The organism is Marinomonas fungiae (assembly GCF_001418205.1).
GTDB lineage: Bacteria > Pseudomonadota > Gammaproteobacteria > Pseudomonadales > Marinomonadaceae > Marinomonas > Marinomonas fungiae.
In genome coordinates, this window is the sequence record NZ_LIQF01000017.1 from 35,310 (window position 1) to 56,191 (window position 20,882).

At 46.9% G+C, this 20,882-nt stretch carries 21 protein-coding genes; 14 read left to right on the plus strand and 7 right to left on the minus strand.

The features are described 5' to 3' along the window. Positions 1 to 152: 152 nt before the first annotated feature. The 3 genes from ASC49_RS17560 (at position 153) to ASC49_RS17570 (ending at position 1,279) form a co-directional block, all read left to right on the plus strand. Complete coding sequence (locus tag ASC49_RS17560; protein WP_055464550.1) at positions 153 to 431, plus strand: type II toxin-antitoxin system RelB/DinJ family antitoxin; 279 nt, start codon at positions 153 to 155, stop codon at positions 429 to 431. A gap of 2 nt (positions 432 to 433) precedes the next feature. Further along, complete coding sequence (locus ASC49_RS17565) at positions 434 to 709, plus strand: type II toxin-antitoxin system RelE/ParE family toxin (protein WP_055464551.1); 276 nt, start codon at positions 434 to 436, stop codon at positions 707 to 709. Positions 710 to 892: 183 nt separating this feature from the next. Beyond that, on the plus strand, positions 893 to 1,279 hold the full coding sequence (locus ASC49_RS17570) for a hypothetical protein (RefSeq protein WP_141656873.1): 387 nt from the start codon (positions 893 to 895) through the stop codon (positions 1,277 to 1,279). A gap of 98 nt (positions 1,280 to 1,377) precedes the next feature. On the opposite strand, the gene ASC49_RS17575 is transcribed toward ASC49_RS17570, so the two are convergent. The 5 genes from ASC49_RS17575 to ASC49_RS17595 all read right to left on the minus strand — a co-directional run bounded on the left by ASC49_RS17575 (position 1,378) and on the right by ASC49_RS17595 (position 6,688). Continuing rightward, positions 1,378 to 2,040 (minus strand): anthranilate synthase component II, encoded by a 663-nt coding sequence (locus tag ASC49_RS17575; protein ID WP_055464553.1) that lies wholly within the window; start codon positions 2,038 to 2,040, stop codon positions 1,378 to 1,380. Between the two features lie 10 nt (positions 2,041 to 2,050). Continuing rightward, positions 2,051 to 3,436 (minus strand): anthranilate synthase component I family protein, encoded by a 1,386-nt coding sequence (locus ASC49_RS17580; protein ID WP_055464554.1) that lies wholly within the window; start codon positions 3,434 to 3,436, stop codon positions 2,051 to 2,053. After that, positions 3,429 to 3,614 (minus strand): Trp family transcriptional regulator, encoded by a 186-nt coding sequence (locus tag ASC49_RS17585; protein WP_245624756.1) that lies wholly within the window; start codon positions 3,612 to 3,614, stop codon positions 3,429 to 3,431. Before ASC49_RS17585 ends, ASC49_RS17580 begins: the two co-directional genes overlap by 8 nt. 242 nt (positions 3,615 to 3,856) lie before the next feature. Next, positions 3,857 to 4,486: a hypothetical protein gene (locus tag ASC49_RS17590; RefSeq protein ID WP_055464556.1), complete on the minus strand. Its 630-nt coding sequence runs from the start codon at positions 4,484 to 4,486 to the stop codon at positions 3,857 to 3,859. A 222-nt stretch (positions 4,487 to 4,708) separates the two neighbouring features. Further along, entirely contained in the window at positions 4,709 to 6,688 is a 1,980-nt protein-coding gene (locus ASC49_RS17595; RefSeq protein WP_055464557.1) for a HAMP domain-containing methyl-accepting chemotaxis protein, read from the minus strand. 376 nt (positions 6,689 to 7,064) lie between these two features. On the opposite strand from ASC49_RS17595, the gene ASC49_RS17600 reads away from it, so the two are divergent. The 4 genes from ASC49_RS17600 (at position 7,065) to ASC49_RS17615 (ending at position 9,410) form a co-directional block, all read left to right on the plus strand. Further along, a complete protein-coding gene (locus ASC49_RS17600) occupies positions 7,065 to 7,757 on the plus strand; it encodes a CsgG/HfaB family protein (RefSeq protein ID WP_055464558.1) in 693 nt (230 codons plus the stop codon). A 17-nt stretch (positions 7,758 to 7,774) separates the two neighbouring features. Further along, on the plus strand, positions 7,775 to 8,146 hold the full coding sequence (locus tag ASC49_RS17605) for a DUF4810 domain-containing protein (protein WP_072242175.1): 372 nt from the start codon (positions 7,775 to 7,777) through the stop codon (positions 8,144 to 8,146). Then, positions 8,146 to 8,793: a DUF799 domain-containing protein gene (locus tag ASC49_RS17610; protein ID WP_055464559.1), complete on the plus strand. Its 648-nt coding sequence runs from the start codon at positions 8,146 to 8,148 to the stop codon at positions 8,791 to 8,793. Before ASC49_RS17605 ends, ASC49_RS17610 begins: the two co-directional genes overlap by 1 nt. 197 nt (positions 8,794 to 8,990) lie before the next feature. Beyond that, on the plus strand, positions 8,991 to 9,410 hold the full coding sequence (locus ASC49_RS17615; protein WP_055464560.1) for an SRPBCC domain-containing protein: 420 nt from the start codon (positions 8,991 to 8,993) through the stop codon (positions 9,408 to 9,410). 189 nt (positions 9,411 to 9,599) lie between these two features. Here ASC49_RS17615 and feoB read toward each other — a convergent pair whose 3' ends face one another. Beyond that, the gene (feoB, locus tag ASC49_RS17620; protein ID WP_055464561.1) at positions 9,600 to 11,636 is read right to left on the minus strand and encodes a ferrous iron transport protein B; all 2,037 of its coding nucleotides are present in this window, start codon (positions 11,634 to 11,636) and stop codon (positions 9,600 to 9,602) included. Next, positions 11,637 to 11,882 (minus strand): FeoA family protein, encoded by a 246-nt coding sequence (locus tag ASC49_RS17625; protein WP_055464562.1) that lies wholly within the window; start codon positions 11,880 to 11,882, stop codon positions 11,637 to 11,639. A gap of 323 nt (positions 11,883 to 12,205) precedes the next feature. Here ASC49_RS17625 and cysP point away from each other — a divergent pair, with 323 nt between their 5' ends. The 7 genes from cysP to ASC49_RS17660 all read left to right on the plus strand — a co-directional run bounded on the left by cysP (position 12,206) and on the right by ASC49_RS17660 (position 20,803). Beyond that, positions 12,206 to 13,219 (plus strand): thiosulfate ABC transporter substrate-binding protein CysP, encoded by a 1,014-nt coding sequence (gene cysP / locus ASC49_RS17630; RefSeq protein WP_055464563.1) that lies wholly within the window; start codon positions 12,206 to 12,208, stop codon positions 13,217 to 13,219. 102 nt (positions 13,220 to 13,321) lie between these two features. Then, a complete protein-coding gene (cysT, locus tag ASC49_RS17635; protein WP_055464564.1) occupies positions 13,322 to 14,179 on the plus strand; it encodes a sulfate/thiosulfate ABC transporter permease CysT in 858 nt (285 codons plus the stop codon). A 15-nt stretch (positions 14,180 to 14,194) separates the two neighbouring features. Beyond that, the gene (gene cysW / locus ASC49_RS17640) at positions 14,195 to 15,052 is read left to right on the plus strand and encodes a sulfate ABC transporter permease subunit CysW (protein WP_055464565.1); all 858 of its coding nucleotides are present in this window, start codon (positions 14,195 to 14,197) and stop codon (positions 15,050 to 15,052) included. Positions 15,053 to 15,063: 11 nt separating this feature from the next. Beyond that, the gene (locus ASC49_RS17645; RefSeq protein ID WP_055464566.1) at positions 15,064 to 16,188 is read left to right on the plus strand and encodes a sulfate/molybdate ABC transporter ATP-binding protein; all 1,125 of its coding nucleotides are present in this window, start codon (positions 15,064 to 15,066) and stop codon (positions 16,186 to 16,188) included. Between the two features lie 110 nt (positions 16,189 to 16,298). Beyond that, a complete protein-coding gene (locus ASC49_RS17650) occupies positions 16,299 to 18,002 on the plus strand; it encodes an ATP-binding protein (protein WP_055464567.1) in 1,704 nt (567 codons plus the stop codon). Positions 18,003 to 18,047: 45 nt separating this feature from the next. Then, complete coding sequence (locus ASC49_RS17655) at positions 18,048 to 19,418, plus strand: sigma-54-dependent transcriptional regulator (protein WP_055464568.1); 1,371 nt, start codon at positions 18,048 to 18,050, stop codon at positions 19,416 to 19,418. A gap of 356 nt (positions 19,419 to 19,774) precedes the next feature. Next, positions 19,775 to 20,803, plus strand: a complete 1,029-nt coding sequence (locus tag ASC49_RS17660) for a TAXI family TRAP transporter solute-binding subunit (protein WP_211262082.1) — start codon at positions 19,775 to 19,777, stop codon at positions 20,801 to 20,803. Positions 20,804 to 20,882 lie beyond the last annotated feature (79 nt).

Below are 20,882 nucleotides of genomic sequence, written 5' to 3' on the forward strand. Positions count from 1 at the left end.
CTAAAAGTTAGCAAGGCTTTGCTCTTTTAGAAAACTTAACTAATTGGTTAGTTTGTATTTTAATGCAAAAAACAGGCTAAAGAGAGAAAAAACCGCCCTCTTATAAATCCTGTGCTAACATTTGTCAGACACCATTCTAACGAGGCAAAGTGATGGAAACACGTATTCAATTTCGTGTGGATGAAGAAACTAAGCGTTTAGCTCAGATGATGGCAGAAAGCCAAGGCACGACCTTAAGTGGCGCTTGCCGAGCGCTTGCCGAGCAACTGGCCGAGCAACAGAGAAAGCGCTTGTCGCATGATCAGTGGCTCACTGAACAAGTGGAACGAGCGTTTGAGAAGCTTGAGTCGGAACAGTCCGAATTCATCGAAGCGACACGAGCAGACGCTGAAATGGAAGCCTTCAAAGCCGCACTGAAGGCTAAGGTGTAAGTATGATTTTATGGGAAAAGGACGCCCTAAAGGATCGTAAACGCCTCTACGAATTCTTATACGAGTTTAACCCCATTGCCGCGGATAAAACTGATGACCTGCTTGTTGAGAAAATCAGACTGCTTCTCGATCAACCCCATATGGGCGTCGTGAAACCAAATCAAAAAGGTAGAATGCTGATCATTCCTGATGTGTCACTGTCAGTGCTGTATCACCTTGATCAAAGCAACATCAAGATTCTGCGTATCTTGCATATGAAGCAGAAGTTTCCAGCATAAGCAAAGCCCAGCTTTAGAGCTGGGCTTTAGTCGTACCACATTAGCTGTCTACAATTAATTTTGAAATAGGAAGTTTTTGATCAAGTCACGGCCGCCTTCGGTGGCAAAAAATAAATACTAGACAGTTAAGACATAGGCCGTTTAAATACCCAATCTTATTACATGCTCAACAAGGACGAAGCTTTGAAATACCTCTACCTCACCTGCGTACTTCTATTTTCCCTTCCTGCTTTCAGTGCCGATAACGATTGGCTAAAAAATATTACGGGGGACTATGAAGGCGAAATCTATAACGACAACGTAATGACCTCAGCTGTCACCAGTTTTTATGTGAACAAGGAAGGTGAAGTCATTGGCACCTACCTCATCGTAGAAGACGACAATGATAACGAGCCAGGTATCTTGACTAACCTACGTGTCATTGGGGAAAACTCAGTTTCAATGACTTGGATTGATAAGTATGGTCAGGGCACATTAAACGTATTGTTCTCAGAAGATTTTGACGCCTTTACAGGCTTTTGGGGCACCGAAACAGTCTACGTCAATCTACCTTGGTATGGAGAAAGGTAGCGCTAACGAACCATATTCTGGCGTTACCCTATTTAGGGAAATGATGGAGACAGGGAAACTAACCTCCATCATTTTTTTATAATGTTTACCCACATTAACTAGAGCTGAAACAGGAAGTTCTTAATCAGATCGCGGCCGCCCTCGGTGGCGAAGGACTCTGGGTGGAACTGAATGCCTTGGATCGGGTAGTCCTTATGGCGCACGCCCATGATTTCGTAATCACCGCCTTGATGAATCACGGCATGGTTAGCAAAGTCTTCGACTTTTAGATCGCCGACGACCGCGCTCACTTCCAAGCATTCAGGCAGACTTTCTGGCTCTGCCATCAGGGAGTGGTAACGCATGATTTCCAATTGATCCGGAATATCGTGGAAGATACCTTCACAGTTATGGGAGATCGGGCTGACTTTGCCGTGCATGGGCACATGAGCTTTTACTACCTTGCCACCAAATACGTGACAAATCCCCTGCATACCCAAGCAAACCCCCATCAATGGGGTGGTTTTGCCCAGTTCGCGAATCACCTCAGCACAGACACCGAAGTAGGCTTCATCGTCTGGCGAGCCTGGTCCTGGGGAGATAATAATGCGATCTGGTTGGATGGCTTGGATATCCGCCAGCGTTACTTCGTTGTTACGCTTCACCAGCACATCGAACTTTTCTAGCTCGCCTTTGCTCTGCGCCGCCATCAGGATTTCACCGATGTATTGGTACAGGTTGTACGTGAACGAATCGTAGTTATCGATAATTAATACTTTCATCTGCTAAACCTTACTGCGCGGGTGCGAATTGATCTAGCACGCGCTTGGTGCCAGCAAATTTACGTTGAATCTCTTCGTATTCACCTTCTGCGTTTGAATCGTAGACATTACCACCGCAGGTTTGTACATAGGCTTTATTGCCCTTGGCGAACACAGTACGAATCGGAATGGCAAAATGACAATCCCCATTAAACGAGAACTGCCCCACTGCACCACCGTAAGGACCGCGACCATCGCCTTCCATATCGTCGATGATTTTCATGGCTTCGATCTTCGGTGCACCGGTTAGCGTTCCGGCAGGGAAATTGCTCGCTAATGCGGAGAACATATCCTGATCGTCGGCGATAATGCCGACAATTTCACTGGAAATATGCTGCACATGACTAAAGCGTTTAATGTCCATCAAGGAGCGAACTTTGACCGTACCAAAACGTGCCACACGACCGATGTCATTACGGTGCAGGTCGACGATCATATTATGTTCGGCGATTTCTTTTGGATCGTTTAGCAGAGCACGAGCCAGCGCCACATCTTCTTTTTCGTCAACGCCACGTTTTGCCGTGCCCGCCAGCGGGAAGGTTTCCATTTCGCCTTGGCGTAAACGGAACAGTAGCTCAGGACTCGCACCAATCACTTTTTGCTCACCGAATTTCAGGTAATACATCTGTGGCGATGGGTTAACAATGCGCATCTGCTCGTAGATAGCGATGGTATCGCCCTCTAGGTCGAACCACTTTTTAAAGCCGACTTCGGTTTGGAAAATCTTACCGTCGATAATGTCTTGCTTTACTTTCGCGACGGCTTGAGCGTGCTCTTCGCGAGTCATGGACTCGCCCGCTGGTGTCACAACAAGCGAGCCATTTTCAGGAACTGGCGCATCCAATAGAGACTGCACTAACTCTGATCGGTCTTGATCGTAGTAGAAGTAGAAAACTTGCCCCGTCATCTTGTCCAAGATCAGGCCGTCTTTATACAAACCAAAACGAAAGCCATCAAACATATCGCTAGTTTGCAGATTCAGCGTTGGTTCAAAGTAGTTCATGGCATCGTAGCCGATGTAACCCGTCAAACCGCCCGCATAGCCACGAGAGATAATATTTTGCGGCACAATGCTGCGCAGCAAGTAGTATGGATTATCCGATTCGTAAGACGCCGTCTCGCCATCACGCTCTTGGATAAACAGGGTATTGCCCTCAGCCCACAGTAACTTCTCTGGATCAAAACCAATAATGGAGTGGCGTGAGATGTAGCTCTCTTCACCCAAAGACTCCAACATAAAGCAGTTGGCAAATTGCTTTTCGACTTTCTTAAACATGCCGAAAAAGTCACAATCCGAGCTGATGGTCACGTATTTAGGCTTACGTGGCAGCTCGATGCGTGGCGGAAGGTTACTCATGATCTTTTAATTCCTTTAAAGCGCGGGAACCGCGAGTTACGGTCGCAATCCCCACACCTAGCTGTTTAGCAATTTCGCGTTGTGACACGCCTTCTTCGAGCAGCGCAAAAATCTGTAAGCGGCGCTGCATTTCGCTGATCTCATTGGGCGTTAGCAAAGCATTTAGCTTCTTCTCCATCGCCGCTGAATCAGGGGTATCTAACAAGTAATGAATCAAACTCTGCACAAAGGCGTACCTTGATGTATCAATGTACTAGTACGTTATAATTTTTTTCGCCTAGACGCAATACTACCCGCTGTTTTTTCAATATATCTATTAATCAAGATGCCGAAGAAGACATCAAAACGGGAGAAAATCTATCGAAGCGATCCTATTGTCAAAATGATCGAGCTAGACCGCTCCATCTAACGATTTGATGGTCATTTAGACTCGATGGTGCCCACTAGATGATTATAATCGACGACGAAATAGCCAAACTGAGAGTGGGCTACGTCGATGCTGACTAAGACAGGCCCTTGAGGCAAATAGAAATACTCTTCATAACTGATGCAGTGCATAAAGTGCTGTGACGATCCTTTACCTCTGATAAACCATTTACAGCCACGGGTGGTGGTTCGAGTGGACTTTTCAACAATAACAAGCTTTTCTTCAACCGTATTAGAGCTCAAGGTAAAAAGCATTGGAGCAGAAGAGGACAGGCAAGGCCAAATAATACAATATAGACTTAACCCATAACCAAGCAGCTTTACGCTTTTCCATAATGCTGAATCACTTGAGAAGTTTGGCTTAGGGTAAAGTAAATTAAGACTTGCTAAGGCGTAAAATAAACAGAGTGCGGCGAGTGTAACTAAGACAGAACCCCAAAAGGCCACCTCAAGAACCTCTTTTTCTGTGACAAAGTTATTCCCTAAAATAACTTTGATCGCAATACTTAGAAACGGCAGAAAAAATGCCAGGTTTTTGAATAAAGAATAGTTAACAGCATAGGGGTGCTTCGGGGGAGTGGCTTTTTTACGGTTCCCAACGCGTATGCCTTTATGTTTTACCACGGTTTATTCCTAGCCTGAATGGGAATGCCCACCTAATCAAATGTTTCAAACAGTCCGAATTTCAAAGGAATGTCATTCAAGCACAGCACTGTAATCGAATGCCTAGTAGCCTCTCAATAAGCTTTACCAAGCCCTTACAAGGATATGTTTTGTCTATGCAAACAAAAGCCCCTTCAGCCGTTAGGAGAAGAGGCTTAAAACGTGAGCCATTTGGGCTAGCCGTTAAAATTTAAACTGTCGCATCATGTCCGATAATGAGCGCGTTTGACCGCTTAACTCTTCCGCAGCAGCAGCCCCTTCAACAGACGCCGATGCATTGGTTTGAATCACGTTATCCACTTCCATCACTCCGCGTGACACCTCTTCAACCGCTTGAGCTTGCTCGCGGCTTGCTGATGTAATAGTTGCGACTAAGCTAGACGTTTGGTTGATACTATCAAAAATGGAATTTAGTGCTTTAGCGGTGCTTTCTGCGATTTCAGCACCTTTCTTTGTTTTGCTTTCTGACAGGTGTATCAGCTTTGATGTTTCCTCAGCTGCTTGTGTACTACGGGAAGCTAGGCTTCGTACTTCATCGGCAACCACAGCAAAGCCTCGCCCTTGCTCCCCTGCTCGAGCGGCTTCGATGGCCGCATTGAGTGCTAGCAAATTGGTTTGCTCTGCGATTTCATCAATTGTCTTAATGAAATCACTGATTTGATCGCCTGCATCTTTAATCTCACTCATCGACAGTATCATCTCTTCCATGTGTGATTGTCCTTGAGCAACCGACTTTTGCGCTTCTTCGGCAAGGCTATTCGCTTCTGAAGCACTGTCTGCATTTTGTCGTGTCTGCGAGGACAGCTGCTCTAGGGCTGATGCAATTGACTCTAGGCTGTCTTTTTGATGTGTCGCCCCTTCTGCCAGAGATTGACTAAAGGTTGAGACCTGTGAGCTGCCCGCTGCAATTTGCTCTCCGGCCATCTGTACCTCTGACAAAACATGGCTTAAACGGTCCACCATAACTTGCAAGGCTTGACCTAAGACATCTTTATCGGAAGCCAAGGTGACATTAACCTTCAAATCTCCATCTGCAATTTTTTGGGCCAGATAGGCCTTGGCCTGTAGCGACGCGACCATATGACGAATATTGGCATATAAGCTCCCCTGCTCTTCTTTAAGATCAGGCATCTTAATGTCAAGATCGCCCTCTGCCACACTTTTTGCGATACCTGAAACAAAAGCCGGATCGCCACCTAATTGTGATTGAGTTGAGCGTAGAATAAAGAATGTCGTTAGCACACCAATAACAACCGAAGCTAGGACACAAGCCAAGATCGAGTAAATGATAAATTCATTATTTTTCTCGACTTTTGGCCCTAAGGCGTCCTGCATAGATTCAACTTCCACCATTAAGCTATCGATCTCAGCGGCAATTTTTGGGCCTACTACATCTAACTGCTGAGTGATGATCTGATTGCTGATTACCCCCGCTTGTTTCAGATCTCCTACACCTTGTGTGTACTCATCAAGCAGCCCTATCGCTTGATTTATCTCAGTTTTGATCGAGGCGTCTATTGCTGAATTAGCTTGCACTTCAAGAAGCTGCTTACTTGCAGAAAGCTCTTGATTTACTCGATCAACCTCTTTAATTGAGTCGGATTCGACAAATTTTAAAACAGATAAACGCCCCAGAAGAAAACTACGCATCGCCATCGATAGACTGTAAACCGCTTCCTCATCACCTTCATTTTTTTCAGCTTGTAAGAGCTTCGTCAGAATTTTTTCGAGTTCAGCCCCTTTCACAGAAAGGACATTATCTAAGGTGTGCTGAAAGTTTCGATCATTCTCAACGACCTTCTCAAAACTTTCTACGTAGAGAGCGAGGTTATTTGACTGGCGATCTAAAAGTTGAAGCCACTCTGACTTTTGTAGCGATTTTTTGGCCGTTGCTAACTCTTCTCGCGTATCATCAAGATAGCCGTGAAACGCTTTAATATCCGAATCATCCGCCGTAATAAGATAATCTTTAACATGCATCCGCATCATCAACAAATTACTTTGTACTGCGGCAGCTGCTTTGGTAGAGCGAGCCAATTGTCGGTAGCTATCAAAATCTCCCGAGGAGCTTGATAATCCACTAAAAGCAATGGAACCTACGATCATTAATAAAGCGATTAAAACGCCGAAACCTAGAGATAACTTCCTTTTAAACGTCAGCACAGTTGTCATCCTTACAATAATATTTAGAAAAAGTTTATGGCTCAGCTAAGCCCCTCAAAACCCACTGGCTAAAAGAACCCCATACTACTTCTAATTTCGGATTCCATTCCCCTTTCGAACTAAGCAAAAGTGTCGTTAGAGATCTAACATCTAGCAGAAAATGTTAGATATGCAATGAGCCCTCAAACATAACCCAACTTTTTAACCAATCAATGCAAATATAATGCTCATTCTGCATTATACGCATGTGACCAACGGCCTGATGATTACTTATAAAAATATCTAGAGGAGTTGGTTGACTAGGGATAAACTCTTTAAAGAGTCAATTAAGAATCTGGCATGGATCTTTTGAGCTATGCCAATAATGGAGTTACACATGATTAAGAATCGCTTTAAACCTTCAAAAATCGCTCTGTTAGGCATGGCAGCAGTAGCCCTTATAACGCTTGCTGGTTGCTCGGCGACACAAACACACCGCGCCGTTGAATCTGAAACCGTGGCGACTTATCGCACCGATTATACCGGCACAAAGAGTACGTTGGTGGTCGGTAACTTCCAGAACCGTTCGTCCTATATGCAAGGTTTATTTTCCAGCGACGTTGACAAGCTAGGAAGTCAGGCCAAAACCATTTTGAAAACGCATTTACAACAAACCAACCGTTTCAAAGTTGTTGATCGTGAAAACCTAGATACCTTACAGCGTGAAGCCGAGTTAAACGGTGTGACGCAAAAACTGACCGGAGCACGCTACACCATTAGCGGCGATGTCACTGAATTTGGTCGTAAAGTCACTGGAGATAAACAGTTATTTGGCATTTTAGGTTCAGGCAAAACGCAGACCGCCTACGCGAAAGTCAGTATTAACATTGTCGATGTGCAAAATGGTGAGATCGTTTACGCCACTCAAGCAGCAGGCGAATATGAGCTAAGCAATCGTGAGGTCGTCGGCTTTGGCTCAAGTGCTGGCTACGATGCAACCCTAAACGGCAAAGTACTGAACTATGCCATCACCGAAGCCGTAAATAACCTGGTACGCGATCTTGAAAACGGCGTTTGGCAAGTTCAATAACTAGGCAAAGAGATTCTATGGTGCGTATAACGATGTTGCACAAAGTGTTGGGCACACTAGGCCTGACACTTCTGGTGAGTGGTTGCAGTACCACTCAACCTACGTTTTATTGGGGTCATTACGAGCCCCTAATCTATGGTATGTATATGGAGCCGGGAAGCGCCGACAGTGGCACGCAAATCGCGCTATTAACAGAAGATATCGAACGAGCCGAGGCCAATGGCATTAGGATCGCCCCAGGGATACACGCCCATTTAGGCTATATGTATGCCATGGAGGGCAATATAGCCCAAGCCAAGTCCGAGTTTGCCATTGAAAAGAATTTGTTTCCTGAATCAACCGTACTGATTGACGGCATGCTACAGCGTCTAGAAGGAGCTAAGAAATAATGACATGGTTATTTAAGCCTTGGCCCCTTTTGACACTATTTCTAAGCCTTTGGTTAACTGGTTGTGCCACAGCCCCCGCCTATAACTATGATGCCTTGATCGCGGCGAAGCCCCGTTCCATCCTCGTTATTCCGCCTGCAAATAACTCCCTTGAAGTGAACGCACCTTATATCTATCTGTCGACAATTTCCCGACCATTAGGTAACAAAGGCTATTATGTTTTCCCTGTCGCGGTGATTGATACCTTCATGAGGGAAAATGGTTTGCCAACACCAGAGGAAATGAATCTAGTTCCTCTTGATAAACTTTATCAGCATATTGGTGCCGACGCAGTGTTATACACCACGATCAACGATTGGGGGCAGAAGTACAATATCATCTCGTCCAATACCGTGGTCAACGTAAGCATGCGTCTCGTCGATGCAAGGACAGGTGTTCAGCTTTGGGATGCTAGTGTTAACGCAGTACGCGGTTCAGACTCTAGCAGCAATAGCTTAGTCGGCAATCTGATCTCGGCCGTAGCAGCTCAGATTGCTAACTCAATCTCGGATCAAACAGAAGAAGTATCTCGCATGGCAACGAATCAAGCCATTTATCAACCTCAGAAAGGCTTGCTGGAAGGCCCTTACGCACTCCCAAAGGAATAAGGCATTATCGATTTTAGAGGCACTAAGTGCCTCTAAAATAAGAACTATTATCAAAAACCTCCTATAAATTATAATTATATTGGATTTACACCCTCTTCTCACAATCATTGCATAGATCTTGAGTAAACGCGCTCGACAGATGCCTCTATCTCATCTATAAATTTAATTCTCATGGATTACGAGATAAGGATTACGTCATGGAAATAACCGTTGCAGCACAGATTCAAGCCCCACTTGAAGCGGTATGGGAAGCTTGGACCACTCCCTCGGTCATACAGCAATGGAATTCAGGCGCCTTTGATTGGTTTTGCCCTAAAGCCGAGGTAGACCTCCACGAAGGCGGAACATTTTATTACCGTATTGAACGACTCGATGGCAGCGAGGTGCTCGATTTTAGTGGCGTTTTTAGACGTTTAAAATTATTACGTCTAATCGAAATCGCGTTCAGCGACGGCCGTAGACTTAGTATTCACTTCCACGAGAATTCAGCGGGAACAGAAGTACGAAGCAATATTGAGCTCTGCCAAGAGGAATGCTTTGAGCATCAAGCACAGAACTACAAACACTTAATGAGCTACTTTAAAAAGATCGTTGAGACCAACCGCCTACTTAGCTGAACGACACTAGGCCCACAACACGATCCCGAAGGTTATCAATGTCAATACAATCACTTTCACTGCCATCAGCACAATCAGCTTTTGCGGGGATAAATTCATCATACTCTCCTGTTAAAACACCACTATAAGCGAACCTAGATAACAGTGGTGCTGTAACAAACCGGACTGAAGACCTATATCAAACTTTGATTACCCCATCGCAATAATGGATTGGTCAAGCCGAGGACGAATCCAGTATTTCAATAACACAATCCAAAGTACCAGGGTGACGAGACCTGCCAGGATAAATTCGAGTGATGCAATCCAGTGCGCTGAAATTGTCAGCAGTTGATAGGTGAGCAAAGCTGCGATGTAGGCAATAGAAGTACTCCAAGCCACAATCACCCCAGTCCACAGCATCCCACCCTCTTTGACCAAAGCTCCAATGGTCGCGGCACAAGGCGTATAAAGCAGGATAAATACCAAATATGCAAAAGCACCTTGCCAGCCACTAAATAACGTCAACATCTGCTGTTCCGTGACACTCTCCGTTTGGCTTGTGGCGTCGCCAACAGAGGCCAAACCTAATGGATCCGCAACGGTATCCCAAATGCCAGACAGATTGCGCCATAGCACTTGCCCAACCTCACTTAGATTCTCTAGTGGTGAGGTGTACTCAGGTGCAGACAGTGCTACAGCAGAAGAGTATAAGGCGTCCATGGTACCTACGACCGCTTCTTTGGCTAATACGCCCGTAAATACACCAACCGCCGCCGGCCAGTTTTCAGCGCCCATACCGATTGGCTCAAACACCGGTGCAATCACTTGTCCCACTTCCGCCAGCGCCGACACCTTGCCGCCCTCATCTACGCCTCGCCATGAAGGGACAGCGTTCAAAACGGTGAGAACAGCGGAGACCATAACAATGGTCTTACCAGCACGCATGACAAAGCCCTTAATTTTGTGCCAGCTTGATAAGCCGACGTTATTTAAACGGGGGCGGTGATAATGGGGCATTTCCATTAACACACTGGCTTGGACATGATGAAACAATTGTTTGCGGAACAGCCATGCAGTCCCCACAGCCACAACAATCCCCATTAGATACAAACCAAACACTATCAGACCTGCATTTGCTTTGAAGAACACCGCTACAAACATGGCATACACTGCTAAACGAGCACCGCAGGACATAAACGGCGCCATGGCCATGGTTAACATACGCTGACGGGTATTGGTCAAACTGCGGGTCGCCATAATAGACGGCACATTACAACCAAAGCCCAATAAAAGCGGAATAAACGCCTGACCCGGTAAACCGATCGACATCATCAAACGGTCAACAATAAAGGCCGCCCGTGCCATATAGCCACTGTCTTCGAGAATACTAAGGCACAGATACAAAAAGCCAATCACCGGGATAAAACCCGCCACCAGCTGAATGCCTCCACCAATACCATTCGCCAATATCGTAATCAGCCAATCCGGTGCGTGCCATACGCTTAACCAGTGGCTAGGCAAGGTCACAAACCAATAACCTGCTAGGGCATCAATCGGGTCAATAAACAAAGACCCGACGCCAATAGCAATCGCGAACATCGCGTACATGGCAAACAAAAACAGCGGAATCCCTAGCCAAGGATTCAGCACTACCGTATCAATTTTATCGGTCATAGTGCGGCGCGGTGGCTGAGTTTCAATCACGCCCTCAAGCCACTGCCTAGCAGGTCGAGGGGCTTGATAAAAGGGCTCTTCCAGTAGCTCACGCGCTTGCATCTCAATTGCCGACTGCAGTGCTTTGATCGACAAGGCTTGGCCATCAATCACGGGTACGCCTAAGTTAAAAGCTAGTCGCGCTAAATCGAGCTTTTGCCCCATACTTTCGGCAAGGTCTGTCATGGTTAGCACCACTATCATCGGGCGATTAAGCCGTGCTAACTCTGCGGTTAATTTCAGATTGCGTTTAAGATTTGTGGCATCCACCACATTAATAATGACATCGTACTGCTCACCTTTTAAAAAGCGCCGAGCCACCCATTCATCCGCTCCGCCAGTCTCGTTAGCAAAGCTATAAATTCCGGGTAAATCCGTCATCGCCACCTTATCTGTAGCTTGAAAATAACCGGTTTTACACTCGACGGTTACCCCTGACCAATTCCCCACTTTCTGGCGGGTCCCTGCCAGCTTATTAAACAAGGTGGTTTTGCCTGTGTTGGGATTGCCTACCAACGTAATATGAAGCGACATTTAATGATTATCCTGACAGTTGGGAGAGCAAAGATGAATGTGCTGTGCATCACGACGATGAATAGAGACGAGAGTTTGACCAATCTTGACCTGTAATGGATCGCCAAACGGGGCGATATTCACCAACAACACAGGCTCACCAGCATCAAAGCCCAAGGCCTCTAGCTGCTGCTTCATTTCAAACTGAGGATGGTCGACTTTATGAACCGTGGCCGCTTGGCCTTTAGGAAGAGTGGCTAACACCATGACAACTAACCTTACAAGTGAATCTGATAAGCATTATCGCTATAAGCCTGGATAATAGCTTGATGCATATCAGGCTTCCTTAAGGAAGTGTAAAGATCGGTTGTTTTGGTGAATGAGAATAAGAATTAGGGGCTTACTAGGTGCGTACCGCTTAAACAGGTCAGTTAGTCATCGGTTTCTGTCATGACGCCTTCGAATAACCATAAATTAGCGTTATTTCGCTTATTCCAAAATCTTTCATTTTTTAAACTTGTAATAACTAAATCTTTTAACTAAGCTATCGCTCAATAATCAATCACTGGTATCAACCAACAGGTATTCCCATGAAATCAAAGCTTAAACTGATCAAGTCAGTCGCTGGCGCGCTACTACTTGGCTCTGCAGTGAATGCCTCTGCAGCCGATCAAACCATTCTTAACACCTCTTACGACATTGCCCGTGAGTTGTTCGCAAGCTACAACCCTGTGTTCCAAAAGCACTGGGAAGAAAAAACCGGCCAAACCGTTGAGATCAAGCAATCTCACGCGGGCTCTTCAAAACAAGCGCGTTCAATCTTGCAAGGCTTGCCTGCAGACGTGGTGACGTTTAACCAAGTTACCGACGTGCAAATTCTGGCGGATCGAGGCAACTTAGTACCTGAAGATTGGAAAGAGAAGCTGCCGAACAACAGCTCGCCATATTACTCAACAACGGCGTTTCTAGTACGCAAAGGCAATCCAAAGAACATTCATGATTGGGGGGATTTGGCAAAAGACGGTGTGGGTCTCGTGTTCCCGAATCCCAAAACCTCTGGTAACGGTCGTTACACTTACTTAGCCGCACTTGGCTACGCTCAAGATCAGTTCGGTAAAGACAACACGGATGCGCAAGAAGGTTTCTTAAAAACATTCCTAGCCAACGTGTCTGTTTTTGACACAGGCGGTCGCGGCGCAACCACTACATTTGTTGAGCGTGGTATCGGTGATGTGCTGATTACTTTCGAGTCGGAAGTGAACAATATCCGTCAGCAATACGGTGTCGATGATTACGAAGTCGTAGTGCCAAAAACTTCGATCCTAGCGGAATTCCCCGTGGCAGTGGTTGAACGTAACGCGAAGAAAAACGGTACCTTTGATGTCTCAACTGAATACCTAAGCTACTTGTACAGCGAAGAGTCTCAGCGTCTTCTAGCAAGCTTTAACTACCGCGTCCATAACGACACAGTAAAGGCTGAAGTAGCGGATCGCTTCCCTGAAGTGAAACTATTAACCGTTGAAGAAATCGCCGGTGGCTGGCCACAAGCGATGCAGGATATCTTCGCTAACGGCAAGCAGTTAGACCAGCTACAGCGTCGCTAATCAACTGACTTAGTTAGCTTTTCCGCCGGACGCTATGCGTCCGGCGTTTGCATTTCTAAGACTTGGAAAAAACTCGACTGATTTCGCCAAGGAGCGATGACCATGTCCACCACGTTAAGCGCTGCCAGCGCTAAGCCGCGCCATAAGCGAGTGCTGCCCGGCTTTGGTTTAAGCCTCGGCAGCTCATTGTTTTTCATCAGCTTAATTTTGCTGCTTCCCATGACCGGTTTGATTATGCAGACCGCTGGTATGAGCTGGGCCGATTACTGGTATGTCATTACCGACGAGCGCGTTGTGGCCAGTTATAAGGTCACGATTTGGGCAGCGGTGATCGCGTCGATCTTTAACGGTTTGTTTGGCTTATTACTGGCTTGGGTCTTGGTGCGTTACGAGTTTCCCGGTAAACGTATTTTAGATGCCTTAGTCGATCTGCCGTTCGCCCTCCCAACGGCGGTGGCAGGTATTACTTTGGCTACGCTGTATGCCGAAAACGGCTGGTACGGCCAATGGCTGGCAGAGCTGGGCATCAAAGTCGCTTATACACCGCTTGGCATCGTCGTCGCCATGTCCTTTACCAGTATTCCGTTTGTAGTTCGCACCGTACAGCCTGTATTAGAAGAGCTTTCGCCTGAGGAAGAAGAAGCCGGTATTACCCTTGGTGCATCAGATTGGTCGGTATTTCGTCGCATTATTCTGCCCTCTCTTTGGCCAGCATTGGTCACTGGGGTGGCGCTGTCGTTTACTCGCAGTTTGGGGGAATTCGGCGCGGTTATTTTCGTGGCAGGCAATATGCCTTATATCAGTGAGATCACCTCATTGATGATCTTTGTACGTTTACAAGAGTTTGACTTTCCTGCCGCCAGCGCTATTGCATCGGTGGTACTGATGGCCTCTTTATTACTCTTGTTCGCAATCAATATTTGGCAAGCGCGTTACCTAAAACGCCTTCATGGACGTTAATTCGGAGGAAACAACATGGCATCTGGACAACGTCATCAACAACGTGTGGGCGACAGCCCTGCGGTAAAATACACACTGATTGGCGTCACGTTGGTAATGACGGCGGTACTGTTGGTAGTACCTTTGATCAGCATCTTTCAACAAGCCTTTGTCGACGGTTTAGCCGTGTATTGGGACAGCTTAGGTGACCCTGACACGCTACATGCGATTGGTCTAACCCTATTTGTCGCACTACTGACGGTGCCCATTAACTTGGTCTTCGGTGTGCTGTTAGCATGGTCTGTTACGCGCTTTGAATTCCCCGGCCGTAAGCTATTAATGACTTTAATGGATATCCCGTTTGCGGTCTCCCCTGTGGTAGCAGGTCTCTTGTACCTTTTGCTATACGGCAACAATGGTTGGATTGGCGCTTGGTTGTTTGAGCACGATCTTCAATTGATGTTCGCATGGCCGGGCATCGTCATGGTGACCGTATTTGTGACGTGCCCATTTGTGGCTCGCGAGCTGATTCCATTGATGCAACAGCAAGGCCGCGAAGACGAAGAAGCGGCGGTAATTTTGGGCGCTTCTGGCTGGCAGTTGTTCCGCCGTGTGACCCTCCCGAATATTAAATGGGCGTTACTGTACGGCGTTATTTTGACTAACGCTCGTGCGGTGGGAGAATTTGGCGCCGTGTCGGTAGTGTCCGGTAATATCCGTGGTGAAACCAACACATTACCACTGCACATTCAGCTGTTGTACGAGGATTACCAAGCCACAGCCGCCTTTGCCAGTGCCTCCTTGCTGGCAGTAATTGCCTTAATTACTTTGATTTTTAAAGCCTTTATTGAATGGCGCCAAGAGCGCGCTCAAAAAGCAGAAGCAACACATTAATAGGTGACAACATGAGTATTCGCTTAGAAAATATTTCCAAAACATTCGGCCAATTCCAAGCTTTGTCACCGCTGTCATTGAACATCGACGAAGGTGAAATGATTGGTCTATTAGGCCCATCGGGGTCGGGCAAAACCACCCTACTTCGCATCATCGCAGGTCTTGAAGGGGCGGACTCTGGGCGCATCCAATTTGGCGAGCGTGATGTGACCAACCTGCACGTGCGCGACCGTCACGTAGGCTTCGTGTTTCAAAACTACGCCCTGTTCCGTCACATGACGGTAGCCGACAACGTGGCCTTTGGCCTTGAAGTCATGGACGCCAAGCAGCGTCCAAACAAAACCGAGATCCAACGTCGCGTAAAGCACTTACTGGAAATGGTGCAGCTAGGCCATCTAGCCAACCGTTATCCATCACAGCTATCCGGTGGCCAAAAGCAGCGTATTGCCTTGGCTCGTGCTCTTGCGACTAAGCCGGACGTCCTGCTTCTTGACGAGCCATTTGGTGCACTGGATGCCAAGGTGCGTAAAGAGCTACGCCGCTGGTTGCGCAGCCTGCACGATGAAATTGGCTTTACCAGTGTCTTCGTGACCCACGATCAAGAAGAAGCGCTAGAGCTGTCAGATCGTGTCGTAGTGATGAGCAACGGCCACATCGAGCAAGTGGACGAACCTGCGCAACTGTACGCTCAGCCAAACAGCCGATTTGTGTTTGATTTCTTGGGCAATGTGAACGTGTTTGACGGCAAGCTCGAGCAATCTCGCCTGAACAACGAACAAGCGTGGATCACTGCCCCCAGCAGTGATGTTCCCCTTAGCAATGGTCAGCTATACATTCGTTCTCATGAGTTGGCATTACACAACCAAGCGACGTCAGTCGCAAACTTGCCGCTGAAAGTTGTGGCGGTGAACCCCATCGGCCCCGAAGTGCGTGTCGAGCTTGAGCCTTATGAATGGCAATCCGAACAAATCTGGGAAGCCGACTTAAGCCATGCGGAGTACGACCGTAATCCGGTCAAACGCGGTGAGATTGTTTTTGCTGAGCCTAAAAACGCCTACTTCTTCCGTGAAGGCTGCCAACAAGCGCCTGAGCAGGTATCTTGGGACAAAGCCCCACAAACAGCTCACGTTAAGTAGCGCTTCTTCGTACCTTCTGATGCGATCAATTTGAGCGTCAGAAGGTACGCTTCTTTCTCATGTTCTATTGTATGCTGTGTACTTTACAGTTTATTCCTTAGGATATGCCCATGACTCTACAAACCAATAAACGAATCGTCTGGCTAGGTATCGCATGGTGCTTAACATCGATTTTAATTGGTCTGGGAGCCGGTAAGCTTACTAAGGACCTCGGCTACCAAGCACTCCATCGGGAGGTCTCTGATCGCCTGTTAGCTTCCATTCACCGCGTTCGTGGTGCCTTAAATGCCTACCATTACTTGCCATTTTTGCTGACTCAAAATGAAGATGTGGTGCAATTATTATTGACCGATCAAGATCAGGTCGATGATAAGCAAGCGACCAAAGTCTCTCGCTATCTTGAGCAAACCAGTCTGGTTGCCGGGGCTTCAGGACTGTTTATTGTTGATGATAGCGGTCATACCGTCGCCTACAGTAACTGGCGTGATCAACAAGCCTTACATCCTGATGAATTCGCAAAATTGCCCGTATTTCAGTTTGCAGCGCAAGGTGAGGAAGGCCGCTTTTACGATAATCAACCGAACCAACAGGCGTTTTACTATTTATCCGCACCCATTTATGACCGTTCTGATTTTATTGGCGCCGCGATCGTGCGCATTGATTTGCAAAACCTAATCCTTGATACCCCAGTGGATGAGCTGTACGCCATCAGCGATGATCGGTCGCAAATTTTTATCGCGAGTCCACAAGAGTGGCTAAAACAGTCGATTGAAGACATCGCCAAAGTACAGTCAATCAGCCTCAGTAATGGTGCTCATGTAACGCTTTGGAGCTTTAATCAGCAACATTATATGAGCCACCAAGTACGGCTTGATGATCTTGGCTGGACTTTTACCTCGCTGGTCTCTGCACGGCTAGACGAACGCTACGCGGATTTAGTAGCCGCGATTACCATGGCTGGGCTTTGGATATTCGGCATCATTCTGCTGTTCCTGCGCGAGCGCCATTTAAAGCACTTATCGCAACAAGAAACTCGTGAGGCCCTATTATTAGCAAATGAGTCTTTAGAACATAAAGTGGAAGAGCGCACTCAAGCCTTACGTAATGCGCAACAAGAGCTTGTCCAAACCAGCAAAATGGCGGCACTTGGACGTATGTCGACTGCGATCGTGCACGAGCTAAACCAGCCGCTCACAGCGATGCGCACCTACATTGCCATCAGCAAACAGCTGTTAAGTGAACCCGATATGGTTAGAGAAAACCTGACTATTTTAGATGATCTCACGGAACGCATGGCAATCATCACATCCCAGCTAAAAACCTTTGCCTATAAAAAGCCCGAACAGGTCCAGCCCGTTCAGCTTTCCACTGCCCTCAATCAATCCACGACCCTGCTACGTGCTCGCCTATTGGAAGAGAATATCACCCTTAATTGTGATGAACTGGATGATCAGCACTATGTGCTTGGGGATAATGTGCGTCTCGAGCAGGTCTTGGTAAACTTAATCAGCAATGCCTGTGATGCGTTGAGCGAGCAAGCCGACAAACGTATTCAAATTACCAGTCAGCTGCGTGAGAATCGTAAAATTGAACTGCGGGTGGATGATAATGGTCCAGGTCTCAATGATGCTCAGCTAGAGCATCTGTTCGAGCCGTTCTATACCACCAAACCCATGGGCAGTGGGCTTGGCTTAGGACTCGCTATCGTGGCCGCCATCATTCGTGATTTAAATGGTACGATTGAAGCCAGCCATAGCCCTCTTGGTGGCGCGCGCTTTTGCATCCTATTACCAAGTGCAGAGAATGCCTCCTAAGCATTCGTCAAAACAATTAGATAAAAACACTACAGAAGAGTCCCCATGCAACTAGGAACACGTGGCACTGTTTTACTCGTCGATGATGAAGCCATGATTCGTCAAGCGACTGAAAAGTGGCTGCAAATGGCCGGCTTAGAAGTCATTAGTGCCAGCAGCGCTGAACAAGCTTTACCTTATTTGAGCGAAGACTTTCGTGGCATTCTGTTAACCGATGTCAAAATGCCGGGCATGAGCGGTCTAGAACTGATGCAAGTCGCCCATGAACGTATTCCAGACTTGCCCGTGATCTTAATTACAGGCCATGGTGACATCGACATGGCGATCCAAGCGATGCGTGAAGGCGCCTACGATTTTATTGAAAAGCCCTTCGTACCCGAACGTTTGGTCGAGACACTATTACGTGCCTGTGAAAAGCGTAGCCTGATGATCGAAAACCTGCGCCTGCAAAGCAATCTGGCTGCGCGTTCGGGCTTGGATGCCAAGGTGATCGGTATTTCCCCTGCGATTCAGCGTATGAAACGGGAATTACTGTCGATCGCGGATATGGACACCAATGTCATCATTTACGGTGAAACCGGAAGTGGTAAGGAGCTGGTTGCGCAGAGTCTGCATGAATTCAGTGAGCGTAAAAATAAACGCTTTGTTCCCATCAACTGCGGCGCCATTCCCGAACACCTGATTGAAAGTGAGCTGTTCGGCCATGAAGCAGGCGCCTTTACCGGTGCAGCCAAACGCCGCATAGGTAAGTTTGAGCACGCGGATGGCGGCACGCTGTTTTTAGATGAAATCGAAAGCACGCCCGCACATTTACAGATCAAGATTTTACGGGCCCTGCAAGAAGGACAAATTGAGCGCCTCGGTTCGAACCAAAGCATTCCCGTTAATATCCGAGTGATTGCCGCCTCCAAGGCCGATCTTAGAGAAGATGAGAATTTTCGCCAAGATTTGTACTACCGTCTAAATGTGTCACAACTGTTTTTACCGCCATTGCGTGAACGCCCTGAAGATGTGCCGCTGTTATTTATGCATTATGTCAATCAAGCCGCCAGTGAGCGGGACAAAACCAGCCGTCAGCTGAGCACACAGGATGAGCGTATTCTTCGTTCACACCTTTGGCCTGGGAACGTTCGTGAATTGAAGAATATCGCGATTCGCTACGCCCTCGATAATCGAGTGGGCTTGGCCGATTTGATTAACGGCCAACAAAGCTTGATTGCCTTTGAAGACGTGGATCACAAGCCTCTGCCCCTTGCCATTCAAGTCGCAGCATTTGAGGAAGATGTGATAAAACGCGCTCTGGAGCGCCACCAAGGCAACATTAAAGCCGTCATGGATGAGCTCGACTTGCCACGTCGAACCTTAAACCAAAAGATGATGAAATTTGGCTTAAATCGCTCCGATTATTTAGATTAATCCTCTGCGTCTACACTGACTGAGTTCACAACCTTGGGAATAGGCAAACTATTGCTTATTCCTTTATGACAGGCTCTTAATAGGTGATTTTTCTGCCTTCAAGCACCGTCTTTTACACCGATTTCGATCTTAATGAGCAATTTATTGCTTATCATCAGAAGCCTCAATGAGCAATTTTTTGCTTACTCGTACCTTGGCGACACATCTATTTACTCTTAAAAATCCTTATAAAACAGTCTCCTACCATTTACTAATACACTTGGCATTGTGTTTGCCTATACTCTGTTATCTGAGAGCGAGGATGCTCTTTCAGAGTTCTCTTATTCAATAAAAACAATACTGATAGGAAACACATAATGAAGATGACCAAACGTACATTAATTAAAGCAATGAGTGCCGCACTGGTGATGGGTACTGCCGTGGGTTCTGTTGGTTTAGCGCAAGCCGCTGACAATCGTTCTTACGTGCTAGCGACAGCCTCAACTGGTGGTACGTTTTACCCTGTCGGCGTTGCCTTGGCGACTCTTACTAAAGTCAAGCTTGAGCCAACAACAGGTATGTCGATCTCAGCCATCAACTCAGCAGGCTCTGGTGAAAACATCAAATTGATGCGCGAGAATGAAGCACAACTTTCTATCCTACAAGGTCTATACGGCGCTTGGGCATGGGACGGTACAGGCCGTATGGAAAAAGAAGGCCCACAAAAGAACCTTCGCTCCATTTCCATGTTATGGCAAAACGTTGAGCAATTCGTTGTCCGTACTGATTATGCGAAATCAGGTACGATTTCAGATATGAACAATCTTGCTGGCGAAAAGTTTTCTATCGGCACCAAAAACTCAGGTACTGAGGGTTCTGGCTTAACCATTCTAAATAACATGAACGTACCAGTAGATAAGCTAGACATGGCATACATGGGCTATGCAGCCTCTGCTGACGCGCTACAAAACGGTACGATTGATGGCATGAACATCCCATCTGGCGTACCAACCAGCGCTATCACACGTGCTTATGCGGCATTAGGCGACGACATTACCGTGCTGGACTTTACCGATGAGCAGATCAAGCAAGCCAATGGTAATTTCCAACTTTGGACTCGCTTTGAAATTCCGGCAAACACCTACCCAGGTCAAACCAAGGCCATCCACACCATGGCGCAGCCTAACTTTTTAGCAGTAAATGCTGATTTGTCTGAAGATGATGTTTACCAGCTAACCAAGACCATCTACGAAAACCTACCTTTCCTAAACGGCATCCACAAGGCGACCAAAGACATGGCGCTTGAGAAGGCTATTGATGGCTTACCAGTACCTCTTCACCCAGGTGCTGCACGCTACTACAAAGAAGCAGGCTTAACAATTCCTGCTCACTTGATCGCAGAGTAATGTCAGCATAACCCTGTAATTAAAGTACTTCCTACAAAGCAATAGGGGAATAAATGCCCCTATTGCGATTTAGTGATTC

Bases quoted from the DNA above. Each gene is read 5' to 3' on its own strand.
- ASC49_RS17600 (WP_055464558.1), top strand. From the start codon at position 7,065: ATGATTAAGAATCGCTTTAAACCTTCAAAAATCGCTCTGTTAGGCATG.
- cysW (WP_055464565.1), top strand. From the start codon at position 14,195: ATGGCATCTGGACAACGTCATCAACAACGTGTGGGCGACAGCCCTGCG.
- ASC49_RS17610 (WP_055464559.1), top strand. From the start codon at position 8,146: ATGACATGGTTATTTAAGCCTTGGCCCCTTTTGACACTATTTCTAAGC.
- ASC49_RS17585 (WP_245624756.1), bottom strand. From the start codon at position 3,614: ATGGAGAAGAAGCTAAATGCTTTGCTAACGCCCAATGAGATCAGCGAA.
- ASC49_RS17645 (WP_055464566.1), top strand. From the start codon at position 15,064: ATGAGTATTCGCTTAGAAAATATTTCCAAAACATTCGGCCAATTCCAA.
- ASC49_RS17575 (WP_055464553.1), bottom strand. From the start codon at position 2,040: ATGAAAGTATTAATTATCGATAACTACGATTCGTTCACGTACAACCTG.
- ASC49_RS17580 (WP_055464554.1), bottom strand. From the start codon at position 3,436: ATGAGTAACCTTCCGCCACGCATCGAGCTGCCACGTAAGCCTAAATAC.
- ASC49_RS17660 (WP_211262082.1), top strand. From the start codon at position 19,775: ATGAAGATGACCAAACGTACATTAATTAAAGCAATGAGTGCCGCACTG.
- ASC49_RS17560 (WP_055464550.1), top strand. From the start codon at position 153: ATGGAAACACGTATTCAATTTCGTGTGGATGAAGAAACTAAGCGTTTA.
- ASC49_RS17565 (WP_055464551.1), top strand. From the start codon at position 434: ATGATTTTATGGGAAAAGGACGCCCTAAAGGATCGTAAACGCCTCTAC.
- cysT (WP_055464564.1), top strand. From the start codon at position 13,322: ATGTCCACCACGTTAAGCGCTGCCAGCGCTAAGCCGCGCCATAAGCGA.
- ASC49_RS17615 (WP_055464560.1), top strand. From the start codon at position 8,991: ATGGAAATAACCGTTGCAGCACAGATTCAAGCCCCACTTGAAGCGGTA.
- ASC49_RS17605 (WP_072242175.1), top strand. From the start codon at position 7,775: ATGGTGCGTATAACGATGTTGCACAAAGTGTTGGGCACACTAGGCCTG.
- cysP (WP_055464563.1), top strand. From the start codon at position 12,206: ATGAAATCAAAGCTTAAACTGATCAAGTCAGTCGCTGGCGCGCTACTA.
- feoB (WP_055464561.1), bottom strand. From the start codon at position 11,636: ATGTCGCTTCATATTACGTTGGTAGGCAATCCCAACACAGGCAAAACC.
- ASC49_RS17650 (WP_055464567.1), top strand. From the start codon at position 16,299: ATGACTCTACAAACCAATAAACGAATCGTCTGGCTAGGTATCGCATGG.
- ASC49_RS17625 (WP_055464562.1), bottom strand. From the start codon at position 11,882: ATGGTGTTAGCCACTCTTCCTAAAGGCCAAGCGGCCACGGTTCATAAA.
- ASC49_RS17655 (WP_055464568.1), top strand. From the start codon at position 18,048: ATGCAACTAGGAACACGTGGCACTGTTTTACTCGTCGATGATGAAGCC.